At 33.4% G+C, this 16,814-nt stretch carries 7 protein-coding genes; 1 reads left to right on the top strand and 6 read right to left on the bottom strand.

The genetic code is table 11. The features are described 5' to 3' along the window. Nucleotides 1-27: 27 nt before the first annotated feature. The 5 genes from sprA to ruvB form a co-directional block, all read right to left on the bottom strand. The gene (gene sprA / locus NAB20_RS05600) at nt 28-7,212 is read right to left on the bottom strand and encodes a cell surface protein SprA (RefSeq protein WP_375605670.1); all 7,185 of its coding nucleotides are present in this window, start codon (nt 7,210-7,212) and stop codon (nt 28-30) included. 3 nt (nt 7,213-7,215) lie between these two features. Continuing rightward, nucleotides 7,216-7,797 (bottom strand): Holliday junction branch migration protein RuvA, encoded by a 582-nt coding sequence (gene ruvA / locus NAB20_RS05595; protein WP_088390498.1) that lies wholly within the window; start codon nt 7,795-7,797, stop codon nt 7,216-7,218. A gap of 83 nt (nt 7,798-7,880) precedes the next feature. Beyond that, the gene (locus NAB20_RS05590; protein WP_127823518.1) at nt 7,881-10,169 is read right to left on the bottom strand and encodes an NADP-dependent malic enzyme; all 2,289 of its coding nucleotides are present in this window, start codon (nt 10,167-10,169) and stop codon (nt 7,881-7,883) included. A gap of 69 nt (nt 10,170-10,238) precedes the next feature. Next, the gene (gene queG, locus NAB20_RS05585) at nt 10,239-11,165 is read right to left on the bottom strand and encodes a tRNA epoxyqueuosine(34) reductase QueG (protein WP_105195512.1); all 927 of its coding nucleotides are present in this window, start codon (nt 11,163-11,165) and stop codon (nt 10,239-10,241) included. Nucleotides 11,166-11,188: 23 nt separating this feature from the next. Continuing rightward, a complete protein-coding gene (gene ruvB, locus NAB20_RS05580) occupies nt 11,189-12,211 on the bottom strand; it encodes a Holliday junction branch migration DNA helicase RuvB (RefSeq protein ID WP_375605669.1) in 1,023 nt (340 codons plus the stop codon). Nucleotides 12,212-12,299: 88 nt separating this feature from the next. Between ruvB and NAB20_RS05575 the strand changes: the two genes are divergently transcribed. After that, the gene (locus NAB20_RS05575; RefSeq protein WP_105195513.1) at nt 12,300-13,709 is read left to right on the top strand and encodes an APC family permease; all 1,410 of its coding nucleotides are present in this window, start codon (nt 12,300-12,302) and stop codon (nt 13,707-13,709) included. A gap of 190 nt (nt 13,710-13,899) precedes the next feature. On the opposite strand, the gene infB is transcribed toward NAB20_RS05575, so the two are convergent. Then, nucleotides 13,900-16,809, bottom strand: a complete 2,910-nt coding sequence (gene infB, locus NAB20_RS05570) for a translation initiation factor IF-2 (protein ID WP_375605668.1) — start codon at nt 16,807-16,809, stop codon at nt 13,900-13,902. Nucleotides 16,810-16,814: the final 5 nt, after the last annotated feature.

Here is a 16,814-nt window from a genome sequence, read left to right as displayed (position 1 = left end):
TAATATCAAAATCATATTCTTAAAAAATTAATTACCTAATGTGTAACGCAAAGTAAAACCAGCTCTAATATTGGTAATAGGAAAAGAAGTTGATATGACGGCTCTATTAAAATTATAATCAAAATAAAACAAAGTGGTTAAATTGGTAGAAAATTTATAATCTCCAGAAAGTTTAGCTGTTATAATATTTTGCCCTCCTCCTAATTGATTATTATTATAATCTATATTTCTCACTATAGTTTTATTGTTTCTAAAAGAGATATCCCCTCGTAAATTAATATCGCTTTTAACAACACCTGTATTGTTATCTGCCAGTCGTGAACGAATTGTTACATCTTTAATACGGTATCCAATACCTAGTATGTATTCCTGTCCTTTTAACTCAGTAAGCAAATTATTATCAAAACTTAAAGAAAGTGTTCGATCTTTTTTCATTTCTGCTATAAATTTTAACGAGTTTTTCATTTGAATATCTAGTCGTAATAAAGGGCTAAACTGTTCTGTTAGGTTTACATTTCCAATAAGAGTAGAACTGTAATAATTTCCAGATACATCAACTCCATTTGGATTTTTATCGTATTCAAAATTTGAACGATATGAATTTAGGGTATAAGCTGATTTATAGCTGTGTTGTATACTAAAACTTCTAAAACGATCTTTAAAGAATTTGTAGCGCATTAAACCTGTATATTTTAGATTCCAATTTGGCAAAGGCAACAATCTGTTAAAGTTTAAAGGAACATTAGATGAACTTCTAAAATCCGAAGTATAGGCTGCTAAGAAAGCAGGTAATAATACTTGCTGGCTATTTTTACCGTATCCTTTAGGAAATCCATCTATGTCAAGTTGAGATGGATCATATAAAGGATCATAAGATGCGCGTTGTTGAGCTAAACGTTGGGCTACTTCTTTTCTTCCATTTCTAAATGCTTCAAAAGCGTTAGATCCATTTTCATCACTTGTTGCAAACGCTGTACCTATCATTAGTGTACTAACTGAAAAATTTCCTGTTTGATAAGGTGATAATGAATTATAGTTACCGTCTTTTACTATAAATTGTTCACTGTAATTACTAGAAATAGTACGGTCTGCTACTAAATCAATTGTTAAATCAGCAAATGGTTCTAGCTTTGCGTTTGCTTGTATTTGTTTGGTATTTACTTTTGTGAAATTTTGGTTAAACTTATCATAATTAGTCAACCAACCGTTTTTAGCGGCTTCAAAACGCACTTCATCTTGCATTCCAAAAACAAAACCTAAAGAAGGTCTTGAGGAACCTAAAAATCCTATGGAAGGCAGATACCCAGGTAATAAAGTTCCGTTAGTTTCTGAATAATTCACTTGTACATTTTTAATAGCTGTAGCAACACCTATTAAACCGTCTAAAAATACGTTTTGTTTTAGTACTTTTTCCTTTGGTTTTGCCACAATTTTTTCTCCAGGTTTAGGAGCTGTTATGGGCACAACAGGCTTAGCAGGTTGTTTACTCCTTTCGGAAAACTTAACTAATCCAATATATTTATAAAAATTGGTTAGTGAAAAGCTTGTATTTAGTTTATGTGTATTAGCATTTTGTATTGTATTACCTAAATCATAGACCAATGTTGGATTTGCTAATTTATCTGGATAAAAATTTCGCATAGCATCGGATCCTCTATTCCAAGAATAATTTCCTGTATAAGTATAATCTGATTTTATAAAAGAAAAAACGGGGATTTTTTCTATAGGCAAAGTATAATTAGCGGTAATTTGTTGATTATGTTGATTGGGTTCTCCTACATTCCAGAAATCATCCCAAACGGTATATTCTGGTTTTTGAGAATCTCCATTTTGATTAAGTAAATTGGTTCTAACAATATTACCTGTTGTAGCTGTATAATTTATCTTAAACGAACGTGTTAAATTAAAATTAAAACCATAATTATAATTAAATAGGTAGTTTTTACGATACAGAGGTTCAACACCTGCTACGATACTTTGATCTACTTGACGAAATTGTTGTCTATTGAATTGACGAAGAATGGATGAACTAAAGTTTATATTAGATGGTAGCAAATTAAAATTAAAATCACTCAACCATTTCCAATAAGTACTTTTTTTCATGAAGGCTGTTTGTTTAAAAGGCTCAACGGTTTTGCTTTTAAACGCATAGGCATAATCAGCTGTCGTGCGTATTTGTTGATCTAAAACATTTTGAACTTCAAAATCACGATGTTTCATCTCATTATAGGAATACGATAGCGTTAGGTTCTCTACATCATAAATATGGGGTTTTTGTTCGGGTGATCGTTCTTTTTTTACTCCAATGAAATTAATACTTCTTCTCTTAGTAAAATTTTCAGATCTTTTTCTTACAGCGTCTTTTTCTTCTTCTGTTTGCGCTGCTGCTAAAACGTCTTTTAACTTTAAGTCTTGGTATAATGGATCATATTCTGGTGTAATAGTTTGTTCCCCTATTGCATAATTAAATGGTAAATTAACACCCCATTTTTTAGGCAATAACTTGCCTAAACTAACATTTGTTACAACATCATATTGCCACATATCTTCTCGACTTCTTTCATTTGGTTTTTGTTCTATAGATCCAAAACCAATGGTTCCCATACGTCCAGTGGCGGATAATGTTAAAAAATCGGCCATATTGGTATCTAAGCTTGCAACTGCTGCCATACCTCCAGATTCATCCATTTCCGCTAAACGCAATTCGTTAAACCAAACTTCTCCTCTAACTTTTGAAGTGGTTACCCCTCCTTTAGGATTTTTAAGTCCTACCATTAGTGTACGTACATAACCAATATTTGGATTTCCTTTTACACGAATTTTGATACCAGCAGTCGCACCACTATCATACACTGTAGCTTCTCTAACATACGATTTATCTACAAGATCAATAAATTGAGGATCTGCTTTAAAACTCTCTAATTTTAATTTCCCTAATGCTGAAAGTGCTAAATTAATTTCATTTTCAGTAGGCCAAATAGTTTCTGTTCCTGTATTTCCAAAAGGAGTTATTTTTAATGGAACTTCAATTTCATAAAAGTTATTGGTAAAATCATTTCCAAAACGAACAAAGGCACTTAATTCTTTATCTTTTAAATCGTCCGATTTAAGTAAGGATTCTGAATGTAAAAACATTTTCAAGCGTTTGTATTGACGCATATCAACGCTAACGTTTTTAAATACCGCTTTTGCATCGCCATCTACTAATCCTTTGGATTCATCATTTGCAGAACCTACGCGCAGTACTAATGATTGCTCGTTTTGATTAATTATTGTATTATTATTATTAATTTGTTCTCTTTTTACATTCGGTGGTAAAACATACGGTATTGGACTTCGCTGTGCATTTTCCTCTATATTAATACTTTGCACTTCAAAATTAGTATTAGGATCTGTTATGTTTGTTAATTGCCCTGCATAGCGTCTCCAATCACCCCTAACTAGATCTAAAGCTCCGAAACGCAAAGTAATTTGATTACTAAACCCGTTAACTAACATACGCATAAAACGAATTGATCGGGTATCTGAAATACCTCCTATAGCCACTCCTTCTGTTATCGGAATTTTGTATTGTATCCAACGTACACTGGTTTTTTGTCCTCCTCCTAAATCGCGGTCATCATCTATACGCTCGCTTACTACATATTTATCCCCTGGTTTTACATTGGGTTTTATATCAATTTCAAATTTATAATACCCTTCTACTGTATTCATGGTATTATCTCTGTTAATATCCTCAACATCCGGAATTGTAGAATTTCCCCTATTGCTATCTGTAACATCAACAGGTGAATTCATTTCTGTTCCATTGTATTTTTTGTATCGAGTAACAATTCCTCCTGAAGTATTTAAATAATACTGATAGTTATCCATTGCGGGATCTTCTTGATTAGCAAAATCAGGAAATTTTATTCGTTCTTCGGCATCATTTAAGCCATTAAGTCCCACGTCTTGTAATATTCTATTGTTATTATTTGAATCAAAAGTATATATAAGCGATTGATTGGCAGGAACTTTACCCCATTGAGAAGGTAAGGTTTTTTGATCAGAACCTAATCCTGGCAATCCATTTTCGTACATTTTTTTACCATCTTTTAAAACGTCTTCTGATACATCCCCTAAGTGAATTGTAATTTTTCCTGTATTAGCAGGAGATACTCCATTAATGTTTTTATAATAGGGATCTAATACCCAAAATTGAATATATTCAACGTTCGCTTGTTCAAAATTAGTGGTGGTAATGGGACGCATAATACCTGCAAAAGATTTTGTAGGATCAGGCATTTGATTATTTAGTGCTGCTGGATTAAAATTATAGGGCCCTCTTTCTTTCGGATAATAAGTTAAATCTAAAGTATTTACAACTCTAGAATCACCTATAGCAATACTAGTTTGTGGATATAGTTCGTCTAGATAAACACGTCTTGTATCGTATGCTAAAACATCATTGTCACTAATTCCTGCTGGTCTTTGATTTGTATAAAATATAGGGTCTATGCTATACCAAGATAATTTAGCTCTGTTAAAACCATAGCTCAAATTATTGGCACTTGATTTATCTTGAAATTCATCAGGAACGCTGGCTAAACTCCATGATTGGGGAGCACGCATATCAATGGTGGATTGGGATCCTTCGAAATCATCTACATAAACGGTAGATTCGCCATTAAAGCGATCAATTTTGGAAGTGCCTGGCATTAAATAGGCTAATTCACCTCTAAAGGACAAATTAGACGGCACATCTGTATCTATGTTAGGTAATTTATTAACTAATCTTGTAAAAAAGGGTACTTCAGTTGAAAAGTTACCATTAATACCAAACATTGTATTATTTACTGATTCTTGTCCATAATTTGTCTTTTGTGTAAAAGGACGTTCGGACATATTAATTAGAGTTCCATTAATTTGAAATTTATCAGAAAATTTATGCTCGATATTAAATCCCATATAACGTCTTGTTTGCTGCCCAAAGACTGAGTTATTTTCAACTGATACTTGAATGGGGGTACCAGAAGCTTGTAATGAAGGGTCTAAAATTTGTACACGTCCTGCTTGATAATTTACGGTATAATCGACTCCTTCTTGTAAAACTCTTCCTCCTGCTGTTACGACAACAGATCCTCTAGGTACATTTATAGCACCTAGAGAAATTCCATCTCCTCCTGTTGATTTAAATTTACCTTTTAATTGGAACTTGTTTTTTTCACTGTTTTGTAAGGCTGCTGCTTGTGTTTTTCTATATAGACTGGTGTAAACATATTTTTTTTGATTCGAGTTATAGGAACTTTCATCGTTATATTTTTCAGTAACATTATTAGAAACTAATTTTTCAAATAAAGATTTCCCAAAAGGTTCTACTTTAGTAAATATAATACGGGCATTTTGTGTATCTATTGTTAATCCTGGTAAAAAATCAAAAAAGCCATCTCCACCATTAGGATCATTATAAAAATCTAATTTATCCAAATCAAATACTTTTAGAAGGGGTTGATTGGATATATCACCTCTTAAAGGTAAAGGAGTACCTAGGGTAATATAATTTATAGGTGAAGGGTCTGTATATAATATATTAAATTTAAAATCTGTTTTTTCTAGTTGATAGGCTCCTGGAATTTGATAAACGTTTTTCATCATTAAATTCCAAATGGGTTTATCTACATTATTTAAGTTGGGTTTTAATAATTTTAGAACTAAGGCTTTGGTAACAGGTATATCATTTGTACCTACCGTGGAAGAAGTAACGCCATCATTACCAAATTCTCCAACTTGATAAACTTTATCTCCTTCTGTATATTGGTAAGCAACAGCTAGTACTTCATCATTCGTTAATCGTTGATTTAACGAAATATATCCGAGTTGTGGATGATATGTATATTCATTGGAATTTAATTTACGTGCGTTTTCTAATTTAGAATAGTCAACTCCTTCTCTTGTATTTAAACCATTGAAACCAGTTGAAACATTTGAAACATCTCGTATAGCATCATTTAACAAACTCCCTACTCCTCCTATCTTTTTAGGATTAAAGGCATTATTAGCGTTATCTACAGGTGTATCGGGTAAGGTTTTAAAAAAATCAGTTGGAATTGGATTTAATCCTATTATTTCATCATTGGATAGTTTAGTACTTTGAGCTTCTCCCAAATCAGCAAGTGCTACTATATTTCGAAGATTATTTCCTTCTACTCCTGTATTAATTCTATTTTGTCTATTGGTAACCCAAACTTCTAAACGAGTGATTTGTATTCTTGAATTAATTACGGGATAAGTTTCTAATGCTCGATCATAATTGTTTCTGAAAAATTGTGATAAAAAGAAATGACGATCGGCATCATAATCTAACGCAAACATATCAAAATTTTGAATGAGTCCTCCTCCTTGTGCCGTTACGGTTCTGGTTTGTGATTTTTGTTCAGAAAAGACACCTGTAAAGGTCGTTTTACCAAATTTTAGTTCTGTTTTAAAACCAAATAAGCTCTGGGCTCCTCTGATTAAACTATTGCTCAATGGCATACTAACATTTCCTACTTCTATTTTTTGAAGAATATCATCTTCTGTAGGTGTATATTGCAACTTAATTAAATTTTGAAAAGCAAAAGTTGATTCTGTATCATAATTAACATTAACGCGAAGACGAGTTCCTACTTGCCCCATTAAACTCATGCTAATACGTTGATCAAAATCAAAATTAAAATTGCTTCTATTTCGTGGTGAGAAGGCAGGATTATCTTGTTTAGAGTAACGCATACCAAGATCTATTTCTACACTTCCTGTTGGTTTAATATCAATTGTATTACTTCCAAAAATAGATTCAAAGAGTCCTGAACGGATATAATATCGAGGTAATAAATCTCTTTTCTTTTCTTCTGAATTTTTCTTTTGTCCTGCTACTGCATCTACTTTTTCTTTGAAATATTTTCGAATGGCTTCTTTTTGTATCAATTTTTGATACTCATCAGGGGTTAATACAATAGGATAATCTATTGTAAATCCTTCAAAAGATTTTGTATAGATGTAACGATCTGTTACAGGATCGTATGTATAAGCTTCTAGAATACTTTTAGGATCTGGCAATTCCATCTTTCCTTTTTGATATCCTTTTAACGTATCTTTTACTTCTTGCGAATAGAGGCTATTTAAAACAAAGAAAAACAGTATATAGAAACTGTTTTTAAATAATAAATTAAATGGGGGAGAAAAATTATCTTTCAATGTTTATAAATTTTTTAAAGCTTGTTTTATAATATTTTCTACAGTAGCTTCTGGTGTAGAGGCAATAATTTTTTCAACTACTTTTTCGGCAGATTTTCTAACAAAACCAAGCACTTCTAAAGCAGATAACGCTTCATCTTTATTTGTATTGTTTGGAATCAATGAAACTTCATCTATTTCATAGATTTTTAACACTTTATCTTTTAATTCAATTATGGCTCTTTGAGCTGTTTTAATACCAATTCCTTTTATAGATTGGATGGTTGCTACGTTTTCAGAGGCTAAGGCATTTATAATTTGTTTGGGTTCTAATGAAGAAAGCATCGTTCTTGCTGTATTAGCACCAATACCTGATACAGAAATAAGTAATTTAAAGATTTCTCTTTCTGATTTTTCTATAAATCCATATAAAGAATGACTATCTTCTTTTATCTGTAAGTAGGTATATAGTTTTATAAAATCATTGGATGGCAATAAACCGTATGTATGTAAAGATATATGAACTAAATACCCTACCCCGTTGCAGTCAATTACAACGTCGGTAGGGTTTTTTTCTACTAATTTTCCTTGTATGTGTGCAATCATGCTTCTTTTATTATTCCTTCCAAATATAGTAATTTTATTGAGTGGAATTATTTAATGATAAGCGTATTAAGAAATTCAGAGGTTTATTTTTGAACTCTGTGTCTTTTCTCTTTTTCTTGAGCATCTATAACTGCTATGGTTGCCATGTTAACCATCTCTTCAACACTAGCTCCTAACTGAAAAATATGTACTGGTTTATCTAAACCTAACATTATAGGTCCTATTGACTCTACCTTATATAGTTCTTTCAACATTTTATAGGTAATATTGGCTGATTCTAGATTAGGAAACACAAGGGTATTTACTTTTTGTCCTGCTAATTTAGAGAATGGGAATTTACTCTTCAACATTTCAGGATTTAATGCAAAATCTGTTTGAATTTCACCATCTACAATTAAATCGGGATGATGTGTGTGTAAATAAGCTACTGCTTCACGTACTTTAGAAGCACTCTCATCTTTTGAAGAACCAAAGTTAGAAAAAGACACCATGGCCATTACAGGTTCCATTCCAAACAGTTTAATTGTTCGAGCTGTCATAAGTGCAATTTTAGCTAAATCTTCTGCGGTTGGATTAGGATTAATGGCTGTATCTGCTAGGAACATAGGTCCTCTTGCAGTCATCATTAAATTAGTGGTTGCAATTCTACTTACACCAGCTCCTTTCCCTATCAACTCCATTATAGGCTTTACTACCGATGGATAACTTCTTGAATACCCCGTAACTAAGGCATCTGCCTCTCCTTCATTAATCATCATAGCGGCAAAATAGTTACGTTCACGCATCCATTTTTGAGCATCTAAAAGTGTAATTCCTCTTCTACGACGGGTTTCCCAATATTTTTGAGCAAATCTATTTTTACGTTCTTCTTCTTCTTTTGTTTTGGGATCAATAATTTCAACTTCTGCATCAAAACCTAATTCTTCTTTCAGCTCTAGGATAATTTCTTTATTCCCTAACAAAATAGGCATCCCAATTCCTTCTTCAAATACAATTTGTGCTGCCTTTAACACATCTAAATGGTCTGCCTCTGCAAAAACCACTTTTTTAGGATTTGTTTTAGCACGGTTAGCTAACATACGTACCATTTTGTTATCAGATCCTAATCTATCTAATAATTCATTTCGGTATTTATCCCAATCTGTTATAGGTTGTTGTGCCACTCCACTATCTATTGCTGCTTTTGCTACGGCTGGAGCAACCTCGGCTATTAATCGTGGATCAAATGGTTTTGGAATAATATAATCACGACCAAAGACTAATTTAGTTTCTCCATAAGCAACATTCACTTGTTCAGGTACAGGTTGCTTGGCTAAACAGGCTAATGCTTTTACTGCTGCCATTTTCATGGCTTCGTTTATTTTAGTTGCTCTAACATCTAGTGCTCCACGGAAAATATAGGGAAATCCTAAAACGTTATTAACCTGATTTGGATAATCGGAACGTCCTGTTGCCATAATAATATCTTCTCGGGTACTGATAGCTAGATTATAATCTATTTCAGGTACTGGATTAGCCATAGCAAAAACGATTGGATTTTCAGCCATGGTTAATAACATTTCGGGTTTTAGGACATTTCCTGCTGATAATCCTAAAAACATATCGGCTCCTACAATAACTTCTGCTAAGGTTTGAGCAGACATATCTTTAGCATATTTCCTTTGAAGATTAGAAATATCTTCTCTACTTGACACTAATAATCCGTTTACATCAAACATAAAGATATTTTCAACCTTTACTCCTAATGCCACGTACAAATTAGCACAAGCCAATGCAGCTGAACCAGCCCCAGATACTACTAATTTAATTTTACTAATATCTTTGTTTGCTAATTCTAGCGCGTTTAATAATGCTGCTGATGAAATGATAGCGGTTCCGTGTTGATCATCGTGCATCACGGGTATATTTAGTTCTTCTACTAAACGTCTTTCTATTTCAAAAGATTCAGGAGCTTTTATGTCTTCTAAATTAATTCCTCCAAAAGTAGGAGCTATTGCTTTTACTGTATCTACAAACTTGTCAATATCCGTAGCATCTACTTCTATATCAAAAACATCTATATCAGAAAAAATTTTAAACAATAAAGCTTTCCCTTCCATAACGGGTTTGGATGCTTCTGGTCCTATATCGCCAAGACCTAAAACAGCGGTACCATTAGAAATTACAGCTACTAGATTCCCTTTTGCTGTATATTTATATACTTTATCTATGTCTTTAGAAATTTCAATACAAGGTTCGGCCACACCTGGAGAATATGCTAAAGACAAATCACGTTGGGTAGCATATTTTTTAGTCGGAACCACTTTAATTTTACCAGGCTGTGGTTTTGCATGGTACAATAGAGCTTCTCTTCTTTTTTTATCGTCTGACATATTTTTTTGCCTTTTAATGAACTGGCAAAGATAAGTGTTGAAAGAAAAGAATGAAATTTTTTAACTAAATTAATCATCTAAAAATAGAATATTCCTTTTTAATCCATTGATTTTAGTTCGCTTAACGGCTGAATTTTTAAATATTTTTTTAAACACATCTTCTGTAATTTCTCTCCAATCTTCCTTAGTAAAATGTATTAAATCTGGATTAGGTGTAAAGGCATCTATTGCATTCGGTTTTGCAAAACGATTCCATGGGCATACATCCTGACATACATCACATCCAAACATCCAATCATCAAATTTGCCTTTCATTTCTTGTGGTATTTGATCTTTTAATTCAATTGTAAAGTAGGAAATACATTTACTACCATCGACTACATAGGGTTGTATGATAGCTTTTGTAGGGCAAGCATCTATACAGGCGGTACATTTACCACAATGATCTGTTGTTGGCAAATCATATTCTAACTCTAAATCTAAAATAATTTCAGCAATGAAATAGAAAGAACCTACTTGTTTTGTAATCAAGTTACTATTTTTCCCTATCCATCCTAAACCACTTTTAGCAGCCCACGCTTTATCTAATACGGGGGCTGAATCTACAAATACACGTCCATCCACTTCTCCTATTTCTGTTTGAATAAAGCGAAGTAAGTCTTTTAGTTTATCTTTTATTACAAAATGATAATCTTCACCATAGGCGTACTTAGAGATTTTGTACGAATCTTGATTTTGAATTTCAGACGGGTAATAATTAAGTACTAAAGAAATAACACTTTTAGCCCCTTCAACTAATAACCTAGGATCTAATCGTTTGTCAAAATGGTTTTCCATATACCCCATTTGGCCGTTCATCCCTTTTTTCAACCATTTTTCTAAACGAGGTGCTTCTTCTTTTAAAAAATCAGCTTTAGAAATCCCACAGGAAAGAAATCCGAGTCGTAACGACTCGGATTTTATTAACTGGGTGTATTTTTCTTTATTATTAATCAAGCCAATATTTTTGAAAAAATTTACTAGAATAACTCTCCTTGTGACCTCATACGAGTACGACCAAGATGTTTATATGCCTTTTCTGTTACCTCACGTCCTCTCGGGGTTCTAACTATGAATCCTTCTTGAATCAAAAATGGTTCATATACTTCTTCTATCGTTTCGCCACTATCGGATACCGCAGTTGCTAATGTACTGATTCCAACTGGACCTCCTTTAAACTTATCAATAATAGTGGTTAGAATTTTATTATCCATTTCATCTAAACCATGTGCATCCACGTTTAAAGCTTTTAAAGAATATCGAGCTATTTCTATATCTATAGTTCCATTTCCTTTAATTTGAGCAAAATCACGTACTCTTCTTAATAAAGCATTGGCAATACGAGGTGTTCCTCTACTACGCCCAGCTACTTCAATAGCGGCCTCCATAGAAATAGGCGTTCCTAAAATAGAAGCACTACGTTGGACAATGGTTGTTAATAATTCTGTATTGTAATATTGTAATCTTGATTGAATTCCGAAACGGGCTCTCATAGGAGAGGTGAGTAAACCTGAACGAGTAGTAGCTCCTACTAAAGTAAAAGGATTTAAACCTATCTGCACAGATCGCGCGTTGGGTCCACTTTCGATCATGATATCTATTTTATAATCTTCCATGGCGGAATACAAATATTCCTCTACCACTGGACTTAAACGATGTATTTCATCTATAAATAATATATCACGTTCTTCTAAGTTTGTTAACAATCCTGCCAGATCACCTGGCTTATCCAAAACAGGTCCTGAGGTAATTTTTATTCCAACTCCCAGTTCATTAGCCAATATGTTGGCTAATGTTGTTTTTCCTAATCCAGGTGGTCCATGAAAAAGAGTATGATCTAAAGCATCTCCTCTAAGATTAGCTGCTTTAACAAATACTTTCAAATTTTCTAATACCTGATCCTGACCAGCAAAATCTTCAAAACTTAACGGGCGTAAGGCACGCTCAACATCCATCTCTTGCGGTGTAAAACGTTCTTTATTAGGATTCAAATTTTCATTCATTATGCAAAGATAAAAGTTTGTTTCGTGAATTATGCACTAGCACTTCAATAAATAAAAAAACATATATTAGCAAATCAAACCAAAAACTATGGAAAAACAAACACAAGAATTTAAAAAAGAATTAGGTTTACTAGACGGAACACTACTAGTAGTAGGTTCTATGATTGGTTCGGGTATATTTATTGTAAGTGCTGATATTGCTCGTAATATTGGCAGTGCTGGATGGTTAATAACTATATGGATTATTTCTGCACTTATAACTATGACAGCTGCCGTTAGTTATGGCGAACTTAGCGCTATGTATCCAGAAGCAGGAGGACAATATGTTTATTTAAAAGAGGCTTATAACAAATTGATTGCATTTCTGTACGGATGGAGTTTTTTTGCGGTCATACAAACAGGAACTATAGCAGCTGTAGGCGTTGCCTTTTCTAAATTTACGGCCTATCTTATTCCAGCATTTAGCGAAAATAATTTTATTATTAACCTCCCTAATTTCAAGCTAAGCGCTGCACAAATTGTTTCTATCATTACCATTATAATTCTTACTTATATCAATAGCAAAGGGGTTAAAAACGGAAAAATAATTCAAAAAATATTTACTATTACAAAAATTGCATCCTTATTTGGGCTCATCGTATTTGGATTCATATTGGCTGCTAAAAGTGACATTTGGAATAACAATTGGAATACTAGTTGGACAGCTCAGTCCTTTAATAAAGGAACTAACACTTGGACAATTCTGAGCGGATATACTTTATTATCTGCTATTGCAGCTTCTATGGTAGGTTCTTTATTTTCAAGTGATGCTTGGAATGGTGTAACTTTTATTTCTGGTGAAATAAAAAATCCTGAACGAAATGTAGGATTAAGTCTCTTCTTAGGAACTTTAATTGTAAGTATAATTTACATATTAGCAAATGTAATGTATTTAGCCGTTATGCCATTGAACGCCATTGCCTTTGCTCCTTCAGACCGAGTGGCTGTGGTTGCATCAGAGCATATTTTTGGCACAACAGGGACTTTTATTATCGCAATTATGATCATGATTTCTACTTTTGGTTGTAATAATGGATTAATCATGGCGGGATCAAGGGTGTATTATACGATGGCAAAAGATGGTTTATTTTTTAAAAAGGCTGCTGAATTAAATAGCGCAGCTGTTCCTGGCTGGGGATTATGGATTCAATGTATTTGGGCCTCTTTACTTTGTTTAACAGGCAAATATGGTGATTTGTTAGATTTTGTAATGATTATAGTTATTATTTTTTATATTTTGACGATTCTAGGGATTTTTATCTTAAGAAAGAAAAAGCCTGAATTAAAAAGGCCCTATAAAGCTTTTGGTTACCCTATTTTACCTGCACTTTATATTATTGTTTCTTTGGCTATTTGTATCATGCTTTTAATAGATAAAACAAGTACTTGTGGATGGGGAGTATTAATTATGTTAGGAGGAATTCCTATTTATTATATAACGAAAGGAAAAGAGAAATAAGAGATTATAATTGGCTATAAAATAAACAAAAGATCTTTACAAGAAATTAAATTATAAATAAGGTGTTCTATTTTCGAACTATATATTTTCATAAGATTTTTTATTCTGCTATTTTTTCAAGAAAAGAAGTAGTGGTATACAATAAAAAAACCTCGATAAATCGAGGTTTTTTTATTGTATACATATTGTATTATTTCAATTTCTTTTTAACTTCTACGGTAGTGAATCCTTCAATTACGTCGTATTCTTGAATATCGTTGTAACCTTTAATCTGCATACCGCAATCGTATCCTTTAGAAACTTCTTTCACATCGTCTTTGAAACGTTTTAAGGCTATCAAATCACCTGTATAAATTACAACTCCTTCGCGGATTAGGCGGATTTTATTGGATCTAAAAATCTTACCATCTGTAACCATACATCCTGCAATGGTACCCACTTTCGAAATTTTGAATAATTCACGTATTTCGGCAGTACCCGTAATTTCTTCTTTAAACTCAGGAGATAACATACCTTCCATTGCATCACGTAAATCATCAATTGCAGCATAGATGATGGAATAATGACGAATATCTATCTCTTCTTTTTCTGCTAATGATTTAGCATTTCCTTGTGGTCGTACGTTAAACCCTATAATAATTGCATCGGAAGCAGAAGCTAACATTACATCTGACTCGGTAATAGCCCCCACTCCTTTGTGAATAATATTGATCTGAATTTCTTCTGTTGACAATTTAGAGAATGAATCTGATAATGCTTCCACTGATCCATCTACGTCTCCTTTTAAAATAATATTTAATTCTTTGAATTGACCTAATGCAATACGACGTCCAATTTCATCTAATGTAATATGGCGTTGTGTTCTTACAGATTGCTCACGTAATAGCTGAGTACGTTTAGCGGCAATTTGTTTTGCTTCTCTTTCATCTTCAAATACATTAAACTTATCTCCAGCTGTAGGAGCTCCATCCAAACCTAATATGGATACTGGTGTTGAAGGCCCTGCTTCTTTTACATTATGACCACGTTCATCTTGCATAGCACGAATTTTACCGTGGTGCTTACCAGCTAACACATAATCACCAATTTTAAGAGTTCCTGCTTGTACTAAAATTGTAGATACATAACCGCGTCCTTTATCTAAGAATGCTTCTACAACCGTTCCTACTGCTGGTTTATCAGGGTTTGCTTTTAATTCTAGTATCTCGGCTTCTAATAATACTTTTTCAAGTAATTCTTTTACACCAATACCCATCTTAGCAGAAATATCATGAGACTGGTATTTACCTCCCCATTCTTCAACAAGGAAGTTCATGGCTGCTAATTTTTCTTTAATTTTATCAGGATTAGCTGTTGGCTTATCAATTTTGTTAATTGCGAAAATTATTGGCACACCCGCTGCTTGTGCATGGCTAATTGCTTCCTTAGTTTGTGGCATGATATCATCATCAGCTGCCACTACAATAATCGCAATATCTGTTACTTGAGCACCACGAGCTCGCATTGCAGTAAAAGCTTCGTGACCTGGCGTATCAAGGAATGTAATTTCTTGACCGCTTTCTAATTCTACTCCGTAAGCACCAATATGCTGTGTAATACCTCCTGACTCACCTGCAATTACATTTGTTTTACGGATATAATCTAGTAGTGATGTTTTACCATGATCTACGTGACCCATTACGGTTACAATTGGAGCACGTTGTTTTAAATCTTCTGGCTTATCTTCTACAATTTCAATTGCTTCTTCAATATCAGCAGTAGTAAACTGTACTTCATATCCAAATTCATCTGCCACAATCGTTAACGTTTCAGCATCTAAACGCTGATTCATGGTTACCATGATTCCCAAGGACATACATGTTCCAATAACCTTCGTAATTGGGACATCCATCATAGTTGCAATTTCACCCACTGTTACGAATTCTGTAACCTTAAGAACTTTGCTTCCCTCTTCTTTTGCTGCTAACTCAGCCTCATTACGTTCTCTATGAGAATCTCGTTTATCACGGCGATACTTAGCTGCTTTTGATTTATTTCCTTTTCCTTGTAATCTTTCAAGAGTTTCTTTAATCTGATTTTTTACTTCTTCTTCTGTTGGTTCAACTTTTACAACAGGTGCTTTTTTATTGAATTTGTTTCCACCTTTGTTTCCATTGTGGTTTCCTCCGTGATTACCTCTATTCCCCTGCCCGTTGTTATTATTATTGTTATTACCGTCTTGTTTATTAGACTGGTTAGGCTTAGAAGGAATTCGATTACGTTTTTTCTTATTGGCATCATTCCCTCCTTGATGGTTATTATTCCCACCTTGGTTAGGTCTTGAATCTTCTTTTTTCTTTTTAGGTTTTTCAAATTGAGAAAGGTCAATTTTTTGACCTGTAAAAGTAGCACCTGATAGTTTTTGATATTGAGTTTCATAGCGTTCTTCTACTACTTGACCTGCTTCAACTGAAGGACTTGTTGCAGGCTTTTCAGCTTTAGTTTCTACTTTTGGCTCAACTACGGGTTTTATTACTTTCACTTGTGGTTTTTCTATTTGTTTTTCTACCACTTTTTCTACCTTTTTTTCAACAGGAGACACCACCACAGGTTTAACCTTAATTTCTACTGGTTTTTCCTGTTTTGGTTCAATTTTTACCACAACCTTTTCTTCTTCTACTACTGTAGGTTTTGAAATTTCTTTTTCAACGGGCTCTACTTCTACTTTTGGTGTTTCGATTTCAGGTTTTGCAACAGGCTTAGGATTTAAGTCTATCTTTCCTACTTTTTTAGGCCCTGACAAAGCCGCTGCTTTGGCTTTGATAACATCCTGACGCGCACGTTCTTCTTCAAGGCGTTTTTGCTCTAATTCGTGTTCACGCTCTAAACGTAACGCTTCTTTTTCTTTACGTTTTTCTTCGCCTACTTCTTTAGATGCGTCTTTGTTACCTTTATCTCCAGCAAATTGATTAGATAGAATACCATATATCTCCTCTGTGATTTTGGTATTTGGATTAGATTCTATTATAAAACCTTTATCCTTTAAAAAATCAACAGCTCGCTCAAGAGATATATTAAATTCTCTTAATACTTTGTTTATTCTTATTGTTCCTTCAGACATAAATT

It is taken from the genome of Flavobacterium davisii, from assembly GCF_042182265.1.
Lineage (GTDB): Bacteria > Bacteroidota > Bacteroidia > Flavobacteriales > Flavobacteriaceae > Flavobacterium > Flavobacterium davisii.
The sequence above is the reverse complement of the archived record's forward strand: the minus strand, read 5'-3'. Positions and strand labels throughout refer to the sequence as shown.